The sequence below is a fragment of the Paenibacillus sp. CAU 1782 genome (assembly GCF_054551715.1).
The window spans coordinates 133,096-149,631 of record NZ_JBTOLL010000006.1 but is presented as its reverse complement, the minus strand read 5'-3'; the positions used below and the strand labels follow the sequence as shown (position 1 = coordinate 149,631).

12 protein-coding genes are annotated in these 16,536 nt (G+C 50.5%); 8 read left to right on the top strand and 4 right to left on the bottom strand.

Annotation, left to right across the window (positions count from 1 at the left end; translation table 11 throughout):
• Window positions 1-69: 69 nt before the first annotated feature.
• Window positions 70-570 (bottom strand): DUF2798 domain-containing protein, encoded by a 501-nt coding sequence (locus ACX93W_RS15490; RefSeq protein WP_459393281.1) that lies wholly within the window; start codon window positions 568-570, stop codon window positions 70-72.
• 236 nt (window positions 571-806) lie between these two features.
• Between ACX93W_RS15490 and ACX93W_RS15485 the strand changes: the two genes are divergently transcribed.
• Window positions 807-1,439 (top strand): S-layer homology domain-containing protein, encoded by a 633-nt coding sequence (locus tag ACX93W_RS15485; protein ID WP_459393280.1) that lies wholly within the window; start codon window positions 807-809, stop codon window positions 1,437-1,439.
• Between the two features lie 67 nt (window positions 1,440-1,506).
• Entirely contained in the window at window positions 1,507-2,292 is a 786-nt protein-coding gene (locus ACX93W_RS15480) for a helix-turn-helix domain-containing protein (RefSeq protein WP_459393279.1), read from the top strand.
• Between the two features lie 132 nt (window positions 2,293-2,424).
• Here the strand turns inward: ACX93W_RS15480 and ACX93W_RS15475 are convergent, their stop codons facing one another.
• Window positions 2,425-3,081 carry a carbohydrate-binding family 9-like protein gene (locus ACX93W_RS15475; RefSeq protein WP_459393278.1) on the bottom strand — a complete coding sequence of 219 codons (657 nt, stop codon included), beginning with the start codon at window positions 3,079-3,081 and terminating at the stop codon, window positions 2,425-2,427.
• Window positions 3,082-3,336: 255 nt separating this feature from the next.
• Between ACX93W_RS15475 and ACX93W_RS15470 the strand changes: the two genes are divergently transcribed.
• Together ACX93W_RS15470 and ACX93W_RS15465 are read left to right on the top strand one after the other, a co-directional pair.
• Window positions 3,337-6,189, top strand: a complete 2,853-nt coding sequence (locus tag ACX93W_RS15470) for a cadherin-like beta sandwich domain-containing protein (protein ID WP_459393277.1) — start codon at window positions 3,337-3,339, stop codon at window positions 6,187-6,189.
• 79 nt (window positions 6,190-6,268) lie between these two features.
• Entirely contained in the window at window positions 6,269-7,774 is a 1,506-nt protein-coding gene (locus ACX93W_RS15465) for a glycoside hydrolase family 43 protein (protein ID WP_459393276.1), read from the top strand.
• Between the two features lie 215 nt (window positions 7,775-7,989).
• Here the strand turns inward: ACX93W_RS15465 and ACX93W_RS15460 are convergent, their stop codons facing one another.
• Window positions 7,990-9,591 (bottom strand): response regulator transcription factor, encoded by a 1,602-nt coding sequence (locus ACX93W_RS15460; RefSeq protein WP_459393275.1) that lies wholly within the window; start codon window positions 9,589-9,591, stop codon window positions 7,990-7,992.
• Window positions 9,584-11,407: a cache domain-containing sensor histidine kinase gene (locus ACX93W_RS15455; RefSeq protein WP_459393274.1), complete on the bottom strand. Its 1,824-nt coding sequence runs from the start codon at window positions 11,405-11,407 to the stop codon at window positions 9,584-9,586. The genes ACX93W_RS15460 and ACX93W_RS15455 overlap by 8 nt, the downstream gene beginning before the upstream one ends.
• Window positions 11,408-11,627: 220 nt before the next feature.
• Here ACX93W_RS15455 and ACX93W_RS15450 point away from each other — a divergent pair, with 220 nt between their 5' ends.
• From ACX93W_RS15450 to ACX93W_RS15435, 4 genes are all read left to right on the top strand, one after another.
• Window positions 11,628-12,965 carry an ABC transporter substrate-binding protein gene (locus ACX93W_RS15450; protein ID WP_459393273.1) on the top strand — a complete coding sequence of 446 codons (1,338 nt, stop codon included), beginning with the start codon at window positions 11,628-11,630 and terminating at the stop codon, window positions 12,963-12,965.
• A 72-nt stretch (window positions 12,966-13,037) separates the two neighbouring features.
• A complete protein-coding gene (locus ACX93W_RS15445; protein WP_459393272.1) occupies window positions 13,038-13,928 on the top strand; it encodes a carbohydrate ABC transporter permease in 891 nt (296 codons plus the stop codon).
• Between the two features lie 12 nt (window positions 13,929-13,940).
• Window positions 13,941-14,765 (top strand): carbohydrate ABC transporter permease, encoded by an 825-nt coding sequence (locus ACX93W_RS15440; protein ID WP_459393271.1) that lies wholly within the window; start codon window positions 13,941-13,943, stop codon window positions 14,763-14,765.
• Between the two features lie 85 nt (window positions 14,766-14,850).
• The gene (locus tag ACX93W_RS15435; protein ID WP_459393357.1) at window positions 14,851-16,497 is read left to right on the top strand and encodes a glycoside hydrolase family 43 protein; all 1,647 of its coding nucleotides are present in this window, start codon (window positions 14,851-14,853) and stop codon (window positions 16,495-16,497) included.
• Window positions 16,498-16,536 lie beyond the last annotated feature (39 nt).

Genomic DNA, 16,536 nt, shown 5'->3' with positions numbered 1-16,536 from the left:
GCAGCTCATGCAGCGGCCAAGGCAGACTAAGCCTTGGCCGCTTTTTTTTGCCAGAAAGACGGAGGCTTGTTAGATACGCTTTGCTGCTGCGAGACGGGAAGTGGACTTCTTTTGAATAAAACGAACAAATACGTAACGAACCAAGGGACCTACAATCAATAATTGCAGCGGAAGGGCAAACATGACGTTTTTGCCGAAGGTCTGCAGATAGCTAATAAACAGATGTTCCGCTCCTGGGCCATTACTCCAATAGGACATTGCCAGGCCGTACAATGACATACATGCCGCCATTCCGATAACCATGCAGGTTGAGATGGACAAAATGACATACACCTTTTTGGATTTGTTTATGGGGAGTTTAAACGCCACTTTTTTGGCAAGCGGGCCTATGAGGAAAAAATCCAGTAAAAAGGCTACGACAAAACCGAACAGAAACTCCACTACACCCTCTGCTGCCGTTAACTCCCACAGCCGATTGTTCAGCGCCAAATTATACGCCGTCATCACAACAACCATTCCAAAACACATCATTAAGCCAAAATAAAGACTTTCTTTCTTTGTTGCGGGCATTCTCTCTCAACCTTCCACTTTTGGTATGGGGTTAATTATAGAGATCAAAAATGCCGCACATAAGTGAACATTTGATGACGATTGCCAACCATTTCATAACGGTTAAATTTGGATGAGTATGATATATTTATATATATATTTAATGATGTGAATGATTAAAGACATTATAAAAATGTGAAAGAGGTTGTGGTTGGAAGAAAAAGGTTAAGGCTATAATCGCAGGCATGCTTTCGGTAATGCTGCTTGTACCCTCTATCGCGTTTGCGGAAGAGGTGGAGAAGGCGTCATCGCTATCCTATTTATCGGAATCCGATTACGAATTCGTAATTGAAATGGCAGAGCTGCCGCGCGATACTCGGAATCATTGGGCGCGGGAACTCTTTTTGTGGGCCGAGAACAATAACATCATTCATGGGTACGACGATTATAGTTTCCGTCCTGATCGTTATGCCAGCGAAGCCGAACTGCTCAAAATGATTTACAAGCTGTTCGGTGCCGCCCTTCCAGGAAGTCTAGGTCTGAATTGGTCAGACGGCCCTTATCTATTGGCAAAAAGCGATAAGCTTCCAATAAAAGCAGTAAAAGATGAATCCGCAAAATTCAAGCCGATTGAAGGAAATGCCTTTTTGAGCAGGGCCGAGGCGCTGGATTGGCTCCGAGTTGTTTCGCTCAAAGGCATTATGTCCTTTTATGAATTTTATGAAAAACCAATGGAGTCGCTACCTCTTGAAGAGCTAAGAGAAATTTCGGTAAATCCCGTTTCTGCGGCGTCCAATTTCACTTATGTCCCCATTACAAGTGCGGATTTGAATTTGTATAATGCCGATTTAACAGCATTTGCAACCGTGCGTGGCGCAAACGCAACCTGAAATACATAGATTCGGCAGGGGTGTTTTTCTATAATTCAGGTAACAAATTGCAAAGGAGATCAAGTCTATGTCATTTAGCGACAAACTATTACGACTACGAAAAGAAAAAGGATATTCGCAAGAAATGCTGGCCGAAAAACTGGGTACGACCAGACAGGCGGTCAGCAAATGGGAAAACGGGCAAGGCTTTCCCGAAACGGAAAAGCTGCTGATGATCGGCAACCTCTTCGAGGTGTCCATGGATTATTTGTTAAAGGAAACCGAAGAAAAAGGCGGGCGCGAGGAGCTTGGATTTTATGTCAGCCAAGAGATGGCGGAAGGGTATTTAAGTTATCAGCAAAAACTGTCCAACCGAATTGGGCTGGGCGCTGTTCTATTGATTCTGGCCACCCTGCCGTATTTGATATTTACAGGGCAACCCGCTATCTATTCATTACTGATTATTCTGATCGCGGCTGTGGGCATTGTAGTTATTGCGTCCGTTATAATGGGAGACGAGGAACGTTACCATGTGCTGGGGAAGGAAGCTCTATTGCTTGATCAAGGATACGTTAAGCAGCTTTCGGATCGTTTGAGCCGATTGAAAAAAAGGTACCGCGTCGTCTTGACCATCAGTATTGCCATGGTAGCGATGGGTGCGGTCGCTTTTTTGCTGGAGAGAAAGGGGATTTCCGGAGGCGCATTGGTGCCGTATTACCCGGTGTGCGTCGTGTTGATCGCGATCGGCGCTTATCCCAGCATCCGGGCCATTACGATGTGGTCGGCTTATAGCTTGCTGATTAACAACGAACGCCATGTCCAAGAGCGCAACTCCAGCTTTTGGAGAAAAGTTAGAAAAAAGCTGACTGACTAATTGGAAGCCGTACCGAATAAAGCATCAGCACGACCGATAGTTGAAGGCCAGCAGGGTGATTTTGCGAAAAAAAGCCGTTTTGCCATTTGGCGTTTACGGCTTTTCGTGAGTTAATCAGTGACGTATCGGCGGTTAATCTAACACAATCAGGCCAAAATCGATGCTGCGATGGAAACTAGGGGTCTCTGATGTGACGGGTGACCAGCTGCCATAGTGGGGACTTGGCGTCTCATCCCCGCATTTGTAGAAGTTTCCGCGAAGGCTAACCCCGGGAGTTGTCCTGAAGCCGGGAAAATGCTCCGCTACCCACGCCGTTGGAATTCGGAAGCGGGCCGTCCAGTAAAGCGAATCCGTATCCCCGTCCCGCAGCTGCGTTTCCGTGGAAATGTGCAGCTGCGGGCTTTCTTGCTCCGTTAAATAAACGCGGTCCGCCAAACCTTTACCTAATCCAAGCGTCAGAGTGCCTGCCGCATTGAGCTCGAAATTGAGATAACGCTCGTCCAGTTCCGGCATCGGCTGAACAAAAAATTCAACGCAGCTGTCCCGGTGTACGGGATCATTTTGCTCTGTAAAACGGACAAGCGGATCCCCTTCATACACGCGAAAACGCACCTGAATCTCCTCCGCCGTATACGACAATGAAACCAATACCGTCGGCGTATACCCATTCTCCGTTTCCCATTGATAATGATCTATGGCGATTTGGTTGCCATCCTGCTCGTCGGCCCACGCTCCGTGCAGACTCTTTGCGGCTCTTGGAACCAACACCCGTTTTTCTTCTGACTTCATTACAGTTCACTCCTACTCTTTTATCCTATCTATCATTCATTCCTTATTCAATTCCCGGCCTTTTAACGATATATGAGGTTTAGCCCGCTGTCCAGAATTTGTGGAAGCATGCCTCCGTCTGCTTCCGGCAGCCCCGCCTTCAACGCCGAAAATATCGATTTATGCTGAAATTTTGGATTGCATGAAAAAAATAGTAAACGTAAAATGATTGAGATAGACAAAAAATGTGAGATTTCGCACTGGAGGTAGATTATTTTGGATTCAAAACGGAAATTCCGAATATCAACATTCCTTGTCGCGCTGCTTCTTGTATGGCACATAGCCCCATTCGGCTTGGCATTCGGAGCGGGTTCCACAACATCCACAACATCCACAACGGGGTTAGGGCCGTTGTATGAAGCAACCAGTTACAGCAGCTGGCCCGATAATCATCAAATGTATTATTCAATGTTTGCACAGGGGGTGTATGACGGAAAGGGAAAGGTCTGGATGATACCGGCGGAAACCAATCAGGTTGTCGCTGCGGATACCGTTACGGGAGAGCTGACCGGATATAGCAGCTGGCCGACTGGATTCACAAAGGGCAACGGTGCGTTTAGCGGGGGTGTTTTTGATGGACAGTCCGTATGGATGATCCCTGCTCTGGCCGACCGTCTGATTAAGGTGGATACGGATACGGGAGAGATGTCCGGTTATAACGATTGGCCGGCGGGCGTTACGTTTGAAAATGCCAAATTTACCGGAGGCGTCTATGACAATGAATTCATCTGGCTCATCCCTTCTTCTACAAGCCATGTCATTCGGGTGAATCCGGCCACGGGCGACATGACAAGCTACAATAATTGGCCAGCAGGCTACACGCATGGAAATTATTCGTTTTCGGGCGGTGCGTATGACGGAGAATCGATTTGGCTCATTCCAAGCCGGGCGGATAGGGTGATCCGTTTGAATCCCGAAACAGGTGAAATGGAAGGTTTTAATGATTGGCCCCCAGGACTTCAGCTAGCTTCATACAAATTTAACGGCGGCGTCTACGACGGCCAGTCCCTGTGGATGCTTCCGTACAGTTCAAATCAAGTCGTTAGGCTGGATACGCTGACGGGCGAAATGACGGGGTATGAAAACTGGCCCGAGGGATTTAATAAGTCCACGGAAATATTAAATAAAGGTGACTTTGACGGCAGGTATGTATGGTCAAAACCTTCCTCAGATGGTCGATTGATTCGGATTGATACTGAAAACGGCGTGATGGAAGGGATTGATTTCGGAAATCCGGGCGGCTCTTATTCGGCGACATTCGACGGGACCGATCTCTGGATGGTTCCTTCCTCAAGCAGCCAGGTTATTCGGATTAGCAGTGTGCCCGTCATGAATTCGCCTGTAGCGGGAGATTCCGAGGCGACATTGTCATGGGAGCCTGTCAATGGAGCATCAGGATATGTGCTTTACCAAAGCGAGACGCCAGATTCCCAAGGCGTATCCATTGCGACAGTTGGCGCTTCGGAGCATTTCAGCACCGTAACGGGGCTAACCAACGGCACCGCCTATTATTTTTCGGTTAAAGCTGTGTACCCGGCGCGAGAAAGCGTATTGTCCAACCAGGTTGGCGCTACTCCGCAATCTTCAAATGCCGAGCTTGGAGCGTTAACATTGTCGGCTGGAGAGCTTGATCCCGTCTTTTCAAGCGGGGAGACGCGGTATTCGGCGAGTGTGGGTCATGATATAACCGAAATTTCGGTAACGGCACAAGCTATCGCAAGCGACACAACGTTGGTCATCAATGGAAGTCAGGCAGACAGCGCTGCGTCGCACGGTCCAATTCCCCTGACTGTCGGAGAAAATGAACTATCGATTATAGCGACGGCTGCTAATGGCAACACCTTAACCTATTCAATTGTCGTAACGAGAGCAGAGGCTCCGTCAAGCGGTGGAACGGTCTGGTATCCGCCCCTGCTGCCTGCTCCCGGTATAGACCTGAATGGCCAATTTATACCTTTAAGCACTATTGATGCGACAAAGCCATCTGCAACTCTTCGGGCACAGCCAAACCAAGGCGCCATCTATGCAAACATTCCTTTTGTTGTCCTAAATGAGCTGGAGGAAATCAACAAGGATTTCTACCTTGAGCTTCAAGCGCCTTTTGGAGGGTATAGGATTCCAGCAGGACTGGCATCTCTTCTCCCGGAATTGCCGAAAGCTCTGGAAGAAGCCAAACTCGGCAAAAAGGACTTGACCTTCCGCTTTACGCTGGTTGATAAATCTTCGGATGACGCCATTCGGGAGGCGCTTGAGGAAGTCTTTCCGGGGGGCAAAAGATTAGGTTCCGCCTTGGAATACCGTATCGATTTGGTAAATAGTCGAACGGGAATGGTGCTGCAAACGGTAAATCAAATCAGCGCAGAGTCGTCCAAGCTGCTGTATATGCCCCTCGAAGCAGCCCAAAAGACCTCCTACTGGGGCGTTTTCCGCTATGATGCCCAGAAGGATGGAACGAACTCCGTATATTATGGGTTGGATTTTAATGGATTTGCGTTTGCTCCGGCTGTCCTGCAACATCATGACAATCAGATAACCGCCTTTATCGATGCGGCTCCCGGAAGCATCTATCTGGCTGTGCAGAATGAAAACGACTTTGTGGACATTAACGGGCATTGGGGAGCTTCATATATTAAGCTGGGCGCTGCAAAAGGACTGGTTAATGGGGTGGGAGGAGACTATTATTCCCCCAATCGCACCGTAACCAACTCGGAGTTTGCGCTTATGCTGGCAAGGGCTTTCGGAGTTGATCCGGCTTCCATTAGCGTGGGAGAAGCAGGCAAGCCGCTTGCCCGACAAGAAATGGCGGCGATGCTGGCGAAAGTTATTCCGGCCGGGAGCCTTGCCGGAGCAAGCCATGAATCGGGCGTAAATCCGGATGACTTCAGAGATATGGACGAGGTAGAGCAAGCTTACGAGGAAGCGGTGCGGAGCATGGCCATTTACGGCATCATGACGGGGACCGGAGCGGATCGATACCAGCCGCAAGGCCTTACGACGAGAGCACAGGCGGCGACTGTATTGATTCGTGGATTGGCAATGCTGGGGAAATTGGAAATTCCAATCCAATAGAGTTACGAGGGTATGCTATGGTCTGTGAGTAGTGGTATATTATGGACATGCATATTCTTTCTACAAGGAGTGATAGGAATTGACTTACCGCAATCCTGTAATTAGCGGCTTTCATCCCGATCCCAGCATTTGCAGATGGGGCGACGACTATTATTTGGTTACCAGTTCGTTTGAGTACTATCCCGGAGTTCCGTTGTTCCATAGCAAGGATCTCGTCAATTGGGAGCAAATCGGGCATTGCCTGACGCGGCCGGAGCAATTGGATTTAAGCCGGGCGGGTAGCTCCCTCGGTATCTTTGCCCCAACGATTCGCGTGAATAATGGCATCTTCTATATGACAACGACTAATGTAACGGGCGGCGGAAACTTCTTTGTTTATACCGATAATCCGCGCGGAGAGTGGTCGGATCCGATTTTCGTAGATCAAGGCGGCATCGACCCCGATCTGTTTTTTGACGAAGACGGCTCCGTCTATTATACGACCTCCCTGGACATGAGCATCTGTCAAAGCCGAATCGATCTGGCAACAGGGAAAAGGCTTTCCGAATGCGTATCCATTTGGGCCGGGACCGGGGGGCAATATCCGGAGGCGCCGCATGTTTACCGAATCGGCGACTGGTATTACCTGATGGTAGCGGAAGGCGGCACGGAATACGGCCATATGGAAACGATCGCGAGAAGCCGGAAGCCGGGCGGACCTTACGAAAGCAATCCGCATAATCCCATCCTGACCCATCGCAGCTTGAACAAAACCATTCATGCTACGGGTCACGCCGATCTGGTGCAAACGCCTGAAGGCGCATGGTGGGCCGTATTTCTGGGCGTACGCCCGGCGTGTTATCCCAACAAGCATCATCTGGGGCGGGAAACTTTTCTTGCGCCTGTTGCCTGGAGCGAGGATGGATGGCCAACGATTGGGGACAACGGAACGATTGGCGAAATGATGGCCTCCGACGGCTTGAAACTTCAACCGGTTGCGGCAAAGCCGGAGAGAGATGATTTTAACGGCAAAACGCTGGACCCCAGCTGGAATTTTCTGCGGAAATCCGATTCACAGCTTTGGTCGCTGACGCAACGGGACGGCGCTCTTTCGCTTAATGGCTCGTCGGCGACTCTTAACGATGTCGCTGCTCCGGCATTTGTTGGCAGAAGGCAGCAGCATTTTGATTGCGAAGTCTCTACTCTTATGACATTTGCGCCGGAACGGAATGGCGATGAAGCCGGAGTGACGGTTTTCATGAATGAGAGGTTTCACTATGAAATCGCCGTTGCCCGCATCGTGGGCCAAACAAAGCTGATCCTGAGAAGACGCATCGGCAGCTTGTGGAAGATCGAAAATGAAATTCCGTGGACTTCGGAATCCGTTGTGCTTGCCGTGAAAGCCAATCGCGACCTGTACACCTTTGGGTATGTTGACGGCAACGGACAATTTGTTTCTTTTGGAAGCGGGGAGTGCAGTCTGCTTTCGACGGAGGTTGCAGGCGGATTTACGGGCGTTTATATCGCGATGTACGCCACGGGCAATGGCGCATCATCGCAGACGGCGGCACATTTCGACTGGTTTGACTACAAGGCGGGAGAATAGCTCGCGCTCGCTTTAACAACCAAATCATCGACGGCGTGCTGGAAAGCTTGGGGCTTTCATGCGGCTAACCCGTACGATGTAATGATGTTCATAAACGCAAGCATTGAGGGAGGGGTTCCCTTGGCGCTTGCGTTTTTGCTGTTTTTGACCCCAAAACAATACTTTCGTCCTGCAACCTGCATAGCTGCTTTGGGGATGAGTCTACCTGTTAGCCGCTAGGACTTGATCGTATTGCGGAACTGTTTGGGCGTCATGCCCATGTATTTTTTGAATACCTGAAAAAAGTATTTTTCATCGTTATACCCCACCTGAAGCGCGATATCCGCGATGCGCAGGCTTTGATCCTTCAGCAGCAGACAAGCCTGCTCCATGCGTACCTTATGCAGAAAATCGAGAAAGCTGCTCCTGAGCTGCTGCTTGAACAGCAAACTCAGGTAACCTGGCGTGATGAACACTTCTTTAGCGACGGTTTCTCGGCTGATGTCCTGATTGTAGTGCTCGCGGATATAGTCCAGGATGGATTCGAACAGCTTGTTGCTTTGTTTTTTCTCGTTTAACTGGCGGCCGATACACAATGCGGTGTTCAACAACTCGGCATAGATGCTATCGATGTTCAGCTTGGCCAGCTTTTTTGTTATTTCCTCCAGGTCTTGGCCAAAAATAGTGTTAACGTCCAGTTCCTTTTCGATGCAAAGCCGGTAGAGTGCAAAATAAAGCGCGAATGCAAATTTGAGCACCAAAGGTTTCGACTGTTTTTCGTGATCCAGAGACTTCTGAAACAACGTCAGACCGGAAGTGATATGCCCTTCGTCGCCCGATAATACCGACTGGAGGATCAGCCTTTCCAGTTCGATGGGATAGGCCGTTTTCAACGGCTCTTCCTCCAAAGCCTCCTCATAATGAATCAGCTTCCCGTGGCCCAAATAAAAGGCCGTATCCAATGCGTTTGCCGCTAGTTGGCCGGCGGTCCGAAGCTGGTTGATTCCTTTGTCCGCGGGGCCGATGGCGACGGACAAGCTGAGGTGCAGATAAGCGTCTGCGTTGGCGATAAGCTTTTCCGCGAGCGGCTTCAGGGATGAGACCGGCGTTTCCCGTTCCACATTCAGAATGACGGTAATGTCGTCCTGATCCTCTACGGCTGCGCAAATGCCAACCTCAGATAACGTTTCCTCGCATATATTTTTCAAGCCGTATTTCAGCAATTCGAAATCGAAGGTGCCAAACCGGTTTTGATGCTGGAGATAATCGTCGATTTGGACGCGGACGACGCCAAAATAGGGATAGGGAAAGACCAGGCCGCTTAGCTTGAGGTTGCCCAGCAGCTTGGTGTAAGGCGCATCCTCGGACGACATCAGACGGCTCAACGCCTTGTCGCGCATAAGCGGCAAGCTCTCCCGGAAGCCCTCCTTCAGCCGCTCCATATGTCTAGACTGCTCCCGTTCTGCTGCGATTTCGCCCGACAGCTTCAGTACGGTATCCAGTATTTCCTGACGCCGGCTCGGCTTGAGCAAATAGTTGCTGGCGCCCAAGGTTAACGCCTTTTTGGCGTAATTAAAGTCGTCGTAACCGCTCATAATGACCGATTTGATATGAGGGAAGCGTCTTTTGACGTTGTCGATAAGTTGAAGCCCGTCCATCTCCGGCATGCGGATATCGGTTAGCAATATATCTACATGTCTGCTTTCGAGCAGCTCCAGCGCTTCGGCCCCGTCGCGGGCTTCTCCGACGATGGAGATATTATGCTCCTCCCAATCAATCAAAGTTTTGATGCCGTTTCTCGCACGCTCTTCGTCGTCCACAATGAGCAGATCAACCATGTTCTTCTTCCTCCCGGTTTTCCGTCATAGCAGGGATGTCCAGTTCAACCCGCGTTCCTTTTCCCAGCTCGCTAACATAGGTCAATCTGTACTCATCCTTATAGTAGTGTCGCAATCGCTGAATGACGTTTTGGATGGCGTACCCGCCCGTTTCCTGAGCCGTATAGACGTCAGAGTCGGGTTGAAGCTCGGTAATTTTTTTAATCATGTCCTCATCCATGCCAACTCCGTTATCCTCGATCACAAAAGAGAGATGTCCCCCGTTCAGGCTGGCACTGACATGCACGTATCCTCCTTCGCGCTTGCGCTCGATACCGTGAATCAGCGCGTTTTCAATAAACGGCTGCAGCAGCAGCTTCAGGATAACGTATTGCTCCAGCTCCTCGGGGATATCGATTTTGCAGGTCAGCTTGTCCGCAAATCTCATTTGCTGCAGCTTCAAATATTGCAGGATCAAATCCTTCTCCTTGCCCAGGCTGGTGAAGCTTTTGCCGCGGTTCAAGCTAAGCCTGAACAGCCTCGACAGCGTAATGACCATTTCGCTGATCCGGTCCTGGCCTGCTTTTTCGGCCTCCCAAAAAATCATGTCCAGCATGTTGTACAGAAAATGAGGGTTGATTTGCGACTGCAGCGCCTTCAGCTCAGCCTCCTTTTCCTTAAGCCGCAGGACGTAAGCCTCGTCCACCAGTGTTTTGATGTTTAGCACCATATTGTTGTAGCCTTGGCTGAGCAGTCCGATTTCATCCTGGTATTTGACCTCGACGCGTTCGCCGAAATGACCGTTCTGAAAACGCCGCATGGAAATGAGCAGCTTCTTGATCGGCGCAGTCAAAAAGGAAGTCAGAAGCGTTGTCAGCGGTATGGTCAACACGATGATGGCCAGAATGGCCAGCATAACAAATAATTTAATGGCGTTTAGTTCCTTCGTCAGCAGATCAAGCGGCACTGCGTAATAAATGCGCCATCCGTTGTTCATCACGCTGTAAGAAAGCAGCAGCTCTTCGCCGCCGATCTGCGTGACGCGGGAGCCGGCGGTTTTCTCCAAATCGCCATCCTGCGGCCCGAAGAAGTCCAGGTTCGACTCGTAAAAAGCTTTGCCGGCCGTCAGCAGCGACTCTCCATTTTGGTCCAGAATCAGAATGCCGTGATCCTGATCGTACAGGTTTTTCAGATAGTGGTTCCGGATCGTCTGATGATTGACGCCAACAAAGATAAAACCAAGCTTTTCGCCGTTCAGGGTGCTGCGGACAATGCGGCTCATTCCCATTTTGCCCTGCCGGTTGTATTCAATGAACGCGTTGTTCTCTTGGGTGAGAGGAAACCAGTGGGGCGCTCCGTTCAGCAGCTCCGTTTGACGGTAAACCTCGCTGCCCGTTATAGCTTCCTGCTTGGCCGGGCCGCTGCTGTCATCGGTTGCGACCTGATAGAGAGGGTCGCTGCTGTTTTCGCCATACAGGGCTAAATAGTCAAAATTGCCCGTTACCAGCATCTGGTCCATAAGGGAAGCCGCCGGACCCGAATAAAGCGCGGATTCCAGCACATTTTGCCCCGTGGCGGTCTCTTGCAAGCCCTGCTGAACCGTGGACGACAGAATAAACACAGTGGCCCAGTCGGAGATGGAGCGCTGCATGCGCGTAATATTATTGTCGATTACCGTAATAACGGACTGGTTTGAAACGCTGACCTTGTTGACGATTTGGGTTTTGGACGTTTCAAACGAATAATAACCCAGCGTAACGGCGACTAGCGTCGTAATAAATTGAATAATTAGAATCAGCTTCGTTTTCAGGCTCCAATGATAAAAGGATTTGCCCATTTCAGCTTCCAACTCTCTATGAAAGGCTTGTTGGCTCATGATGCGCAAAGGTCGCGCACTTTCAGTTTAGCCTGCCCCGGCGAAGTTAACAATAAGCGAGAAACGTCATGATATAAATCTCAACCTTACGCGATTTTTCTCTACTTACAGGGAACGGTCCGCTTGATATGATACAGACATGAACCGGCTGACACCGGATTCTAACAGAGGGGGAACTGAAATGTTGAAGAAAAAGACAGCATTTTCACTGATGGCGACTACGGTTGCGCTGACCACCGTTTTGACTGCCTGCGGCGGCAATGCCGAAACTAATCAAGGCGCGGCGCCGTCCGGAGGCAATTCGTCCGACGGGGGCAGCCAAGTGACGCTTCGTTTCTTCTCCAACCTGCCCGACCGCAAATCCGGTCAGGGACTGGCGGAGCAGACGGTCATCGACAATTATGTAAAAGAAAATCCCAACGTAAAAATCGAGGTTGAGGCGCTGGCCGAGGAGCCGTTCAAAAACAAGCTGAAGGCATACATGGCCTCCAATGAGCCAATCGACATTACGATGGTCCATAACGGCGCTGAGTTGGACACGCTGGTAGCCGCAGGTTACGTTTCCGAGTTGAATCCGCAGGACTACGAAGGCGAACAATTTAACTTCCTGCCGGGCGTATTTACCGGATTTACGTTTAACGACAAAATTTACGGATTGCCGCGCAACAGCGACTACGCCGTTCTCTATTACAACAAAGCCTTGTTCCAAGACAACGGCATCAAGGTTCCATCAACAGTGGACGAGCTGATTGCGGCATCCAAAGCGTTCCGCGAGAAAAAAATCGAGCCGATTTCGATGAACGGCAAAGACCTGTGGAATATCGGCGTAATGTTCCAAAACCTGCATCAGCGGATCAGCGGTGAACAAAGCTTTTTGAAAGAAGCGGCAAAAGGAGAAAAGAAATTTTCCGACGATCCAAACGTGCTGGAAACCGCAACGCTTCTGCAGCAAATGGTGAAAGACGGCATTTACAATACGGCTTACATGACCATGGACTACGGCGCGTCGCAAAACCTGTTCACTCAAGGCAAAGCCGCCATGTGGTACATGGGCTCTTGGGAAGCCGGCATGGCCTCCAATGAAAGCTTGCCTCAATCGTTCCGCGACAACCTTGGCGTTATCCGCTTCCCGGTAATCGATGGCGGAAAAGGACAGACAAACGATTTGATCGGCTGGAACGGCGGCGGTTATTCCTTGGTGGAAGCGTCCAAAAACAAAGAAGAAGCCAAAAAGTTCTTTGACTATATGATGAGCGCCGATCAATGGGCGAAGGTAGCATGGGAGACCGGAGCAGCCGTTCCCGCGCAGAAATACGAGCTGACCGGCAATGAGACGGAAGTTCAGAAGGAATTGGCTGACATCCTGCTGGAAGCAACGTCGACAACGGGTATCCTGTTCATTGATGCCAACACCGCGTCCTTCAAGGACGAAGTTCAGACGGCTTTGGGCAAGCTGGCAATCGGCAATATTACGCCTGAAGCTTTTGTAGCGGAACTCGACAAAGCGGCAAGCAAATAAGAAATAGAAAAAACCGAAAAGGGCGGACCATTGCGATCTGCCCTTTTTGTCTCTCTTGGGAGGAGTGGCATCATGCATAAAGTATTAAGCGATCGGATGGCGATTTTTCTATTCGTCTTCCCGGGATTGGCCTTTTTTATCCTGACCTTTGTAGCCCCCATTATTCTTAGCGGATATTATTCCCTGACGAATACAATCGCCCCTGGAACTAACGTGGAGATGGTCGGCCTCGGCAATTTCAAGGAGCTCCTGCTGCACGACGAGCGCTTCTGGGTATCACTTCGCAACGCGCTGCTGCTGGGACTTGGCTTTGTATTCATACAGCATCCGATCTGTATTTTCTTCGCGATCATGCTGGACCGGATCGGCGGCAAAGCGGAAAAATGGTTCCGCACCATCTTTTTTATCCCTTGCGTCATCTCGGTTGTTGTTATCTCAAGAATGTGGCTGTCGCTGCTTGATCCTACCTTTGGCTTGTTGAACAAAGTATTGGGCTTTCTGGGATTGGAAGCTTTGCAGCATGTCTGGCTGGGCGACTCCAGCACGGCGCTGGGCTCTCTCTTGTCCATTCTGATCTGGTCCGGGTTTGGCTGGGGCCTTCTGTTCTACTATGCGGGCGTTAAAGGCATTCCCGAGGAGCTTTATGAGGCGGCGCGGCTGGATGGAGCAACGGGCTTCAGACTGCATTGGCGCATTACGGTTCCTTTGCTTTCCCCGGTTATTACGGTACAAGTGACATTGGCTATGATTACGGCTTTGAAGCAGATGGAAACCGTATTCCTGACCACCAACGGCGGTCCTGGCGATTCCACTCAGTTTCTTGCGGTATACCTATATAATCAGGCGTTTTCGGCCAGCAACTACGGCTACGCCAACGCGATTTCGATCATGTTTATTATCGTCTGTCTGCTGGTTACCTTCCTGCTTAACAAAATCATGAAAAACAAAAATCTGGACTACTAAGGAGAGAACAAGATGTCAAAAGCAAACCGCAGCATCCTCTGGGTCTTTTTTCTCCTGGTCGCATGCGTTCAATTATTCCCGCTGGTCTGGCTGATCGACTTTTCGCTGGTCGATTCCAACGCCTTTTTCTCCGATAGCGTTTTGGTTTGGCCCGATATTATCAAATGGCAAAATTACATCAACGCTTGGGTGGACGGGCAGTTTGTCCGATACCTCTTCAACAGCATCATCGTATCGGGCGCAACCATTATTCTGACAACGATCATCTCGTTGTCGATGGCATATGCGTTTACGCGGATGGAGTGGAAATGGCGCGCATTCTTTTTCGGAGTTATTTTGCTGGGTATTATGATTCCGATTCACGCTACGCTGCTTCCGAACTTCGCCATCTTCAAGTCGCTGGGCCTGACGAATTCCTATTGGGGACTTATTCTTCCCTATACGGCGGTATCGGTTCCGTTCAGTACCTTCATTCTGACAGGCTTTATGCGCAGCATTCCGCGCGCGGTTGAGGAATCCGCCGTCATGGACGGCGCCAGTATCTACCGTACCGTATTCCAGATCATTCTGCCGCTGACCATGCCGGCCGTCGTGACGGTTGCGGTAACGACCTTCCTGAACTGCTGGAATGAATTTATTATGGCGTATACCTTCATCAGCAATAACAGTCTGAAGACGCTGCCGTTTTCCGTCATGAATTTTGCGGGGCAATATGCTTCCGACTACGGCTCCCAATTTGCTGTTATGGTTCTGACCTCGATTCCTGCGATCGTGATTTATGCCATCTTTAATGAAAAGATCACGAAAGGCGTAACGGCTGGCGCGGTTAAAGGTTAAGGCCGCCAACCGATGGCGCCGGCTTCAGACATGGTATTTGCATGCTGTGTCGGCGTTACGGCGTTGAAGCTTTATTTTGGAGGGAATATGCATGATACAAAATCCGATTTTGCCCGGTTTTAATCCCGATCCGTCCATTATACGGGTGGGCGAGGACTACTACATCGCTACGTCTACGTTTGAGTGGTTTCCCGGCGTTCAAATCCATCATTCCCGCGATCTGGTCCATTGGCGGGTGCTTGGTTATGCGCTGGACCGTCCGTCGCAGCTGGATCTGAAGGGCATTGAAGCCTCCGGCGGCGTTTGGGCGCCTTGTCTGTCGTACAATGAGCAGGAAGAAACCTTCTATTTGATCTACACCATCATGCGCAGCACAAACGGCGGCGCCTTTGATCTGGACAACTACCTTGTGACGGCGGACAACATCGAAGGACCGTGGTCGGAGCGCATTTATTTGAACAGCTCCGGCTTTGACCCGTCGCTGTTCCATGATGAAGACGGCCGCAAATGGCTGCTTAATCTGGAATGGGATTTCCGCCAAGGCTACGAGCATCCCGGCTCTATCGTGATTCAGGAATACGATGCCGATAGGCAAACGCTGATAGGCGAAGCGCGCTCCATCTCGCGAGGAGCGACGGATATGGGTTGTCTGGAAGCTCCCCATATTTACAAAAGAAACGGGTATTATTATTTGGTGACGGCGGAAGGCGGAACGGGTTTTGGGCATGGCGTCGTGATTTCGCGTTCGCGCGACTTATTTGGTCCCTATGAATCCGATCCATGTAATCCGATCATTACGTCTGCCCGGGAAATGAATCTAAATCGCCGAGGCATCGACGATTATTTGAAGCCGTATCAGTATAATCCGGAATCCATTCTTCAGAAGAGCGGACACGGCTCGTTGGTGGAGACCCAGACCGGCGAGTGGTACATCGCCCACCTGTGCGCGAGACCGCTTAAATCCGAGGTCCGCAGCATGCTGGGGCGGGAAACGGCTCTTCAACGCTGCAAGTGGACTGAAGATGGCTGGATTCGAATGGCGAATGGCGGCAACCGGGCGGAAATGACGGTTGAAGCGCCATCCCTGGAACCGCATCCCTTCCCGGAGGAAGCAGCCCGCGACGATTTTGACACCGGAAAATGGAATCTGCATTTGAACTCTCTCCGTGTTCCGCTAGAGGAGTCTTGGGCGTCGCTTGAAGCAAGAGCGGGTTATCTGAGATTGCGCGGACGGGAATCGCTGTTTTCCCTCCATGAGCAAAGCTTGGTGGCGCGTCGGCTGCAGCATTTCCGGGCGACGGTGGAGACCTGCCTGGAATTCCAGCCGGAGAACTTCCACGAGATGGCGGGGCTGACGCTCTTTTACGACCAAAACATGTTTTATTACCTGCGGGTTTATTACAGCGAGACGTTTGGCTGCAAATGCATCGGCATCTTGAGCGCGGACAACGGCAATCGGACGGAATGGCTGGAATCCCGCATCCCGATTCCGGAATGGGAGAGAATTTATCTTCGCGCCGTCATTCATGACGGGACGTTGAACTTTTATTGCTCGTCTGATGGCGAGTTATGGTGGCAGGTCGGCACGGAGCTGGACGCCAGCAAATGCTCCGACGAATATTCCGCGTCGGGCCACTTCACGGGCGCTTTTGTCGGCATCTGCTGCCAGGACTCGTACCGGAAGACGAAACACGCCGATTTTGATTATTTCCAATACGAGGAGTCGGAATAGCGGTGGTGTAACCCATTTGCCCGTGAAGCAGGTGGCAGT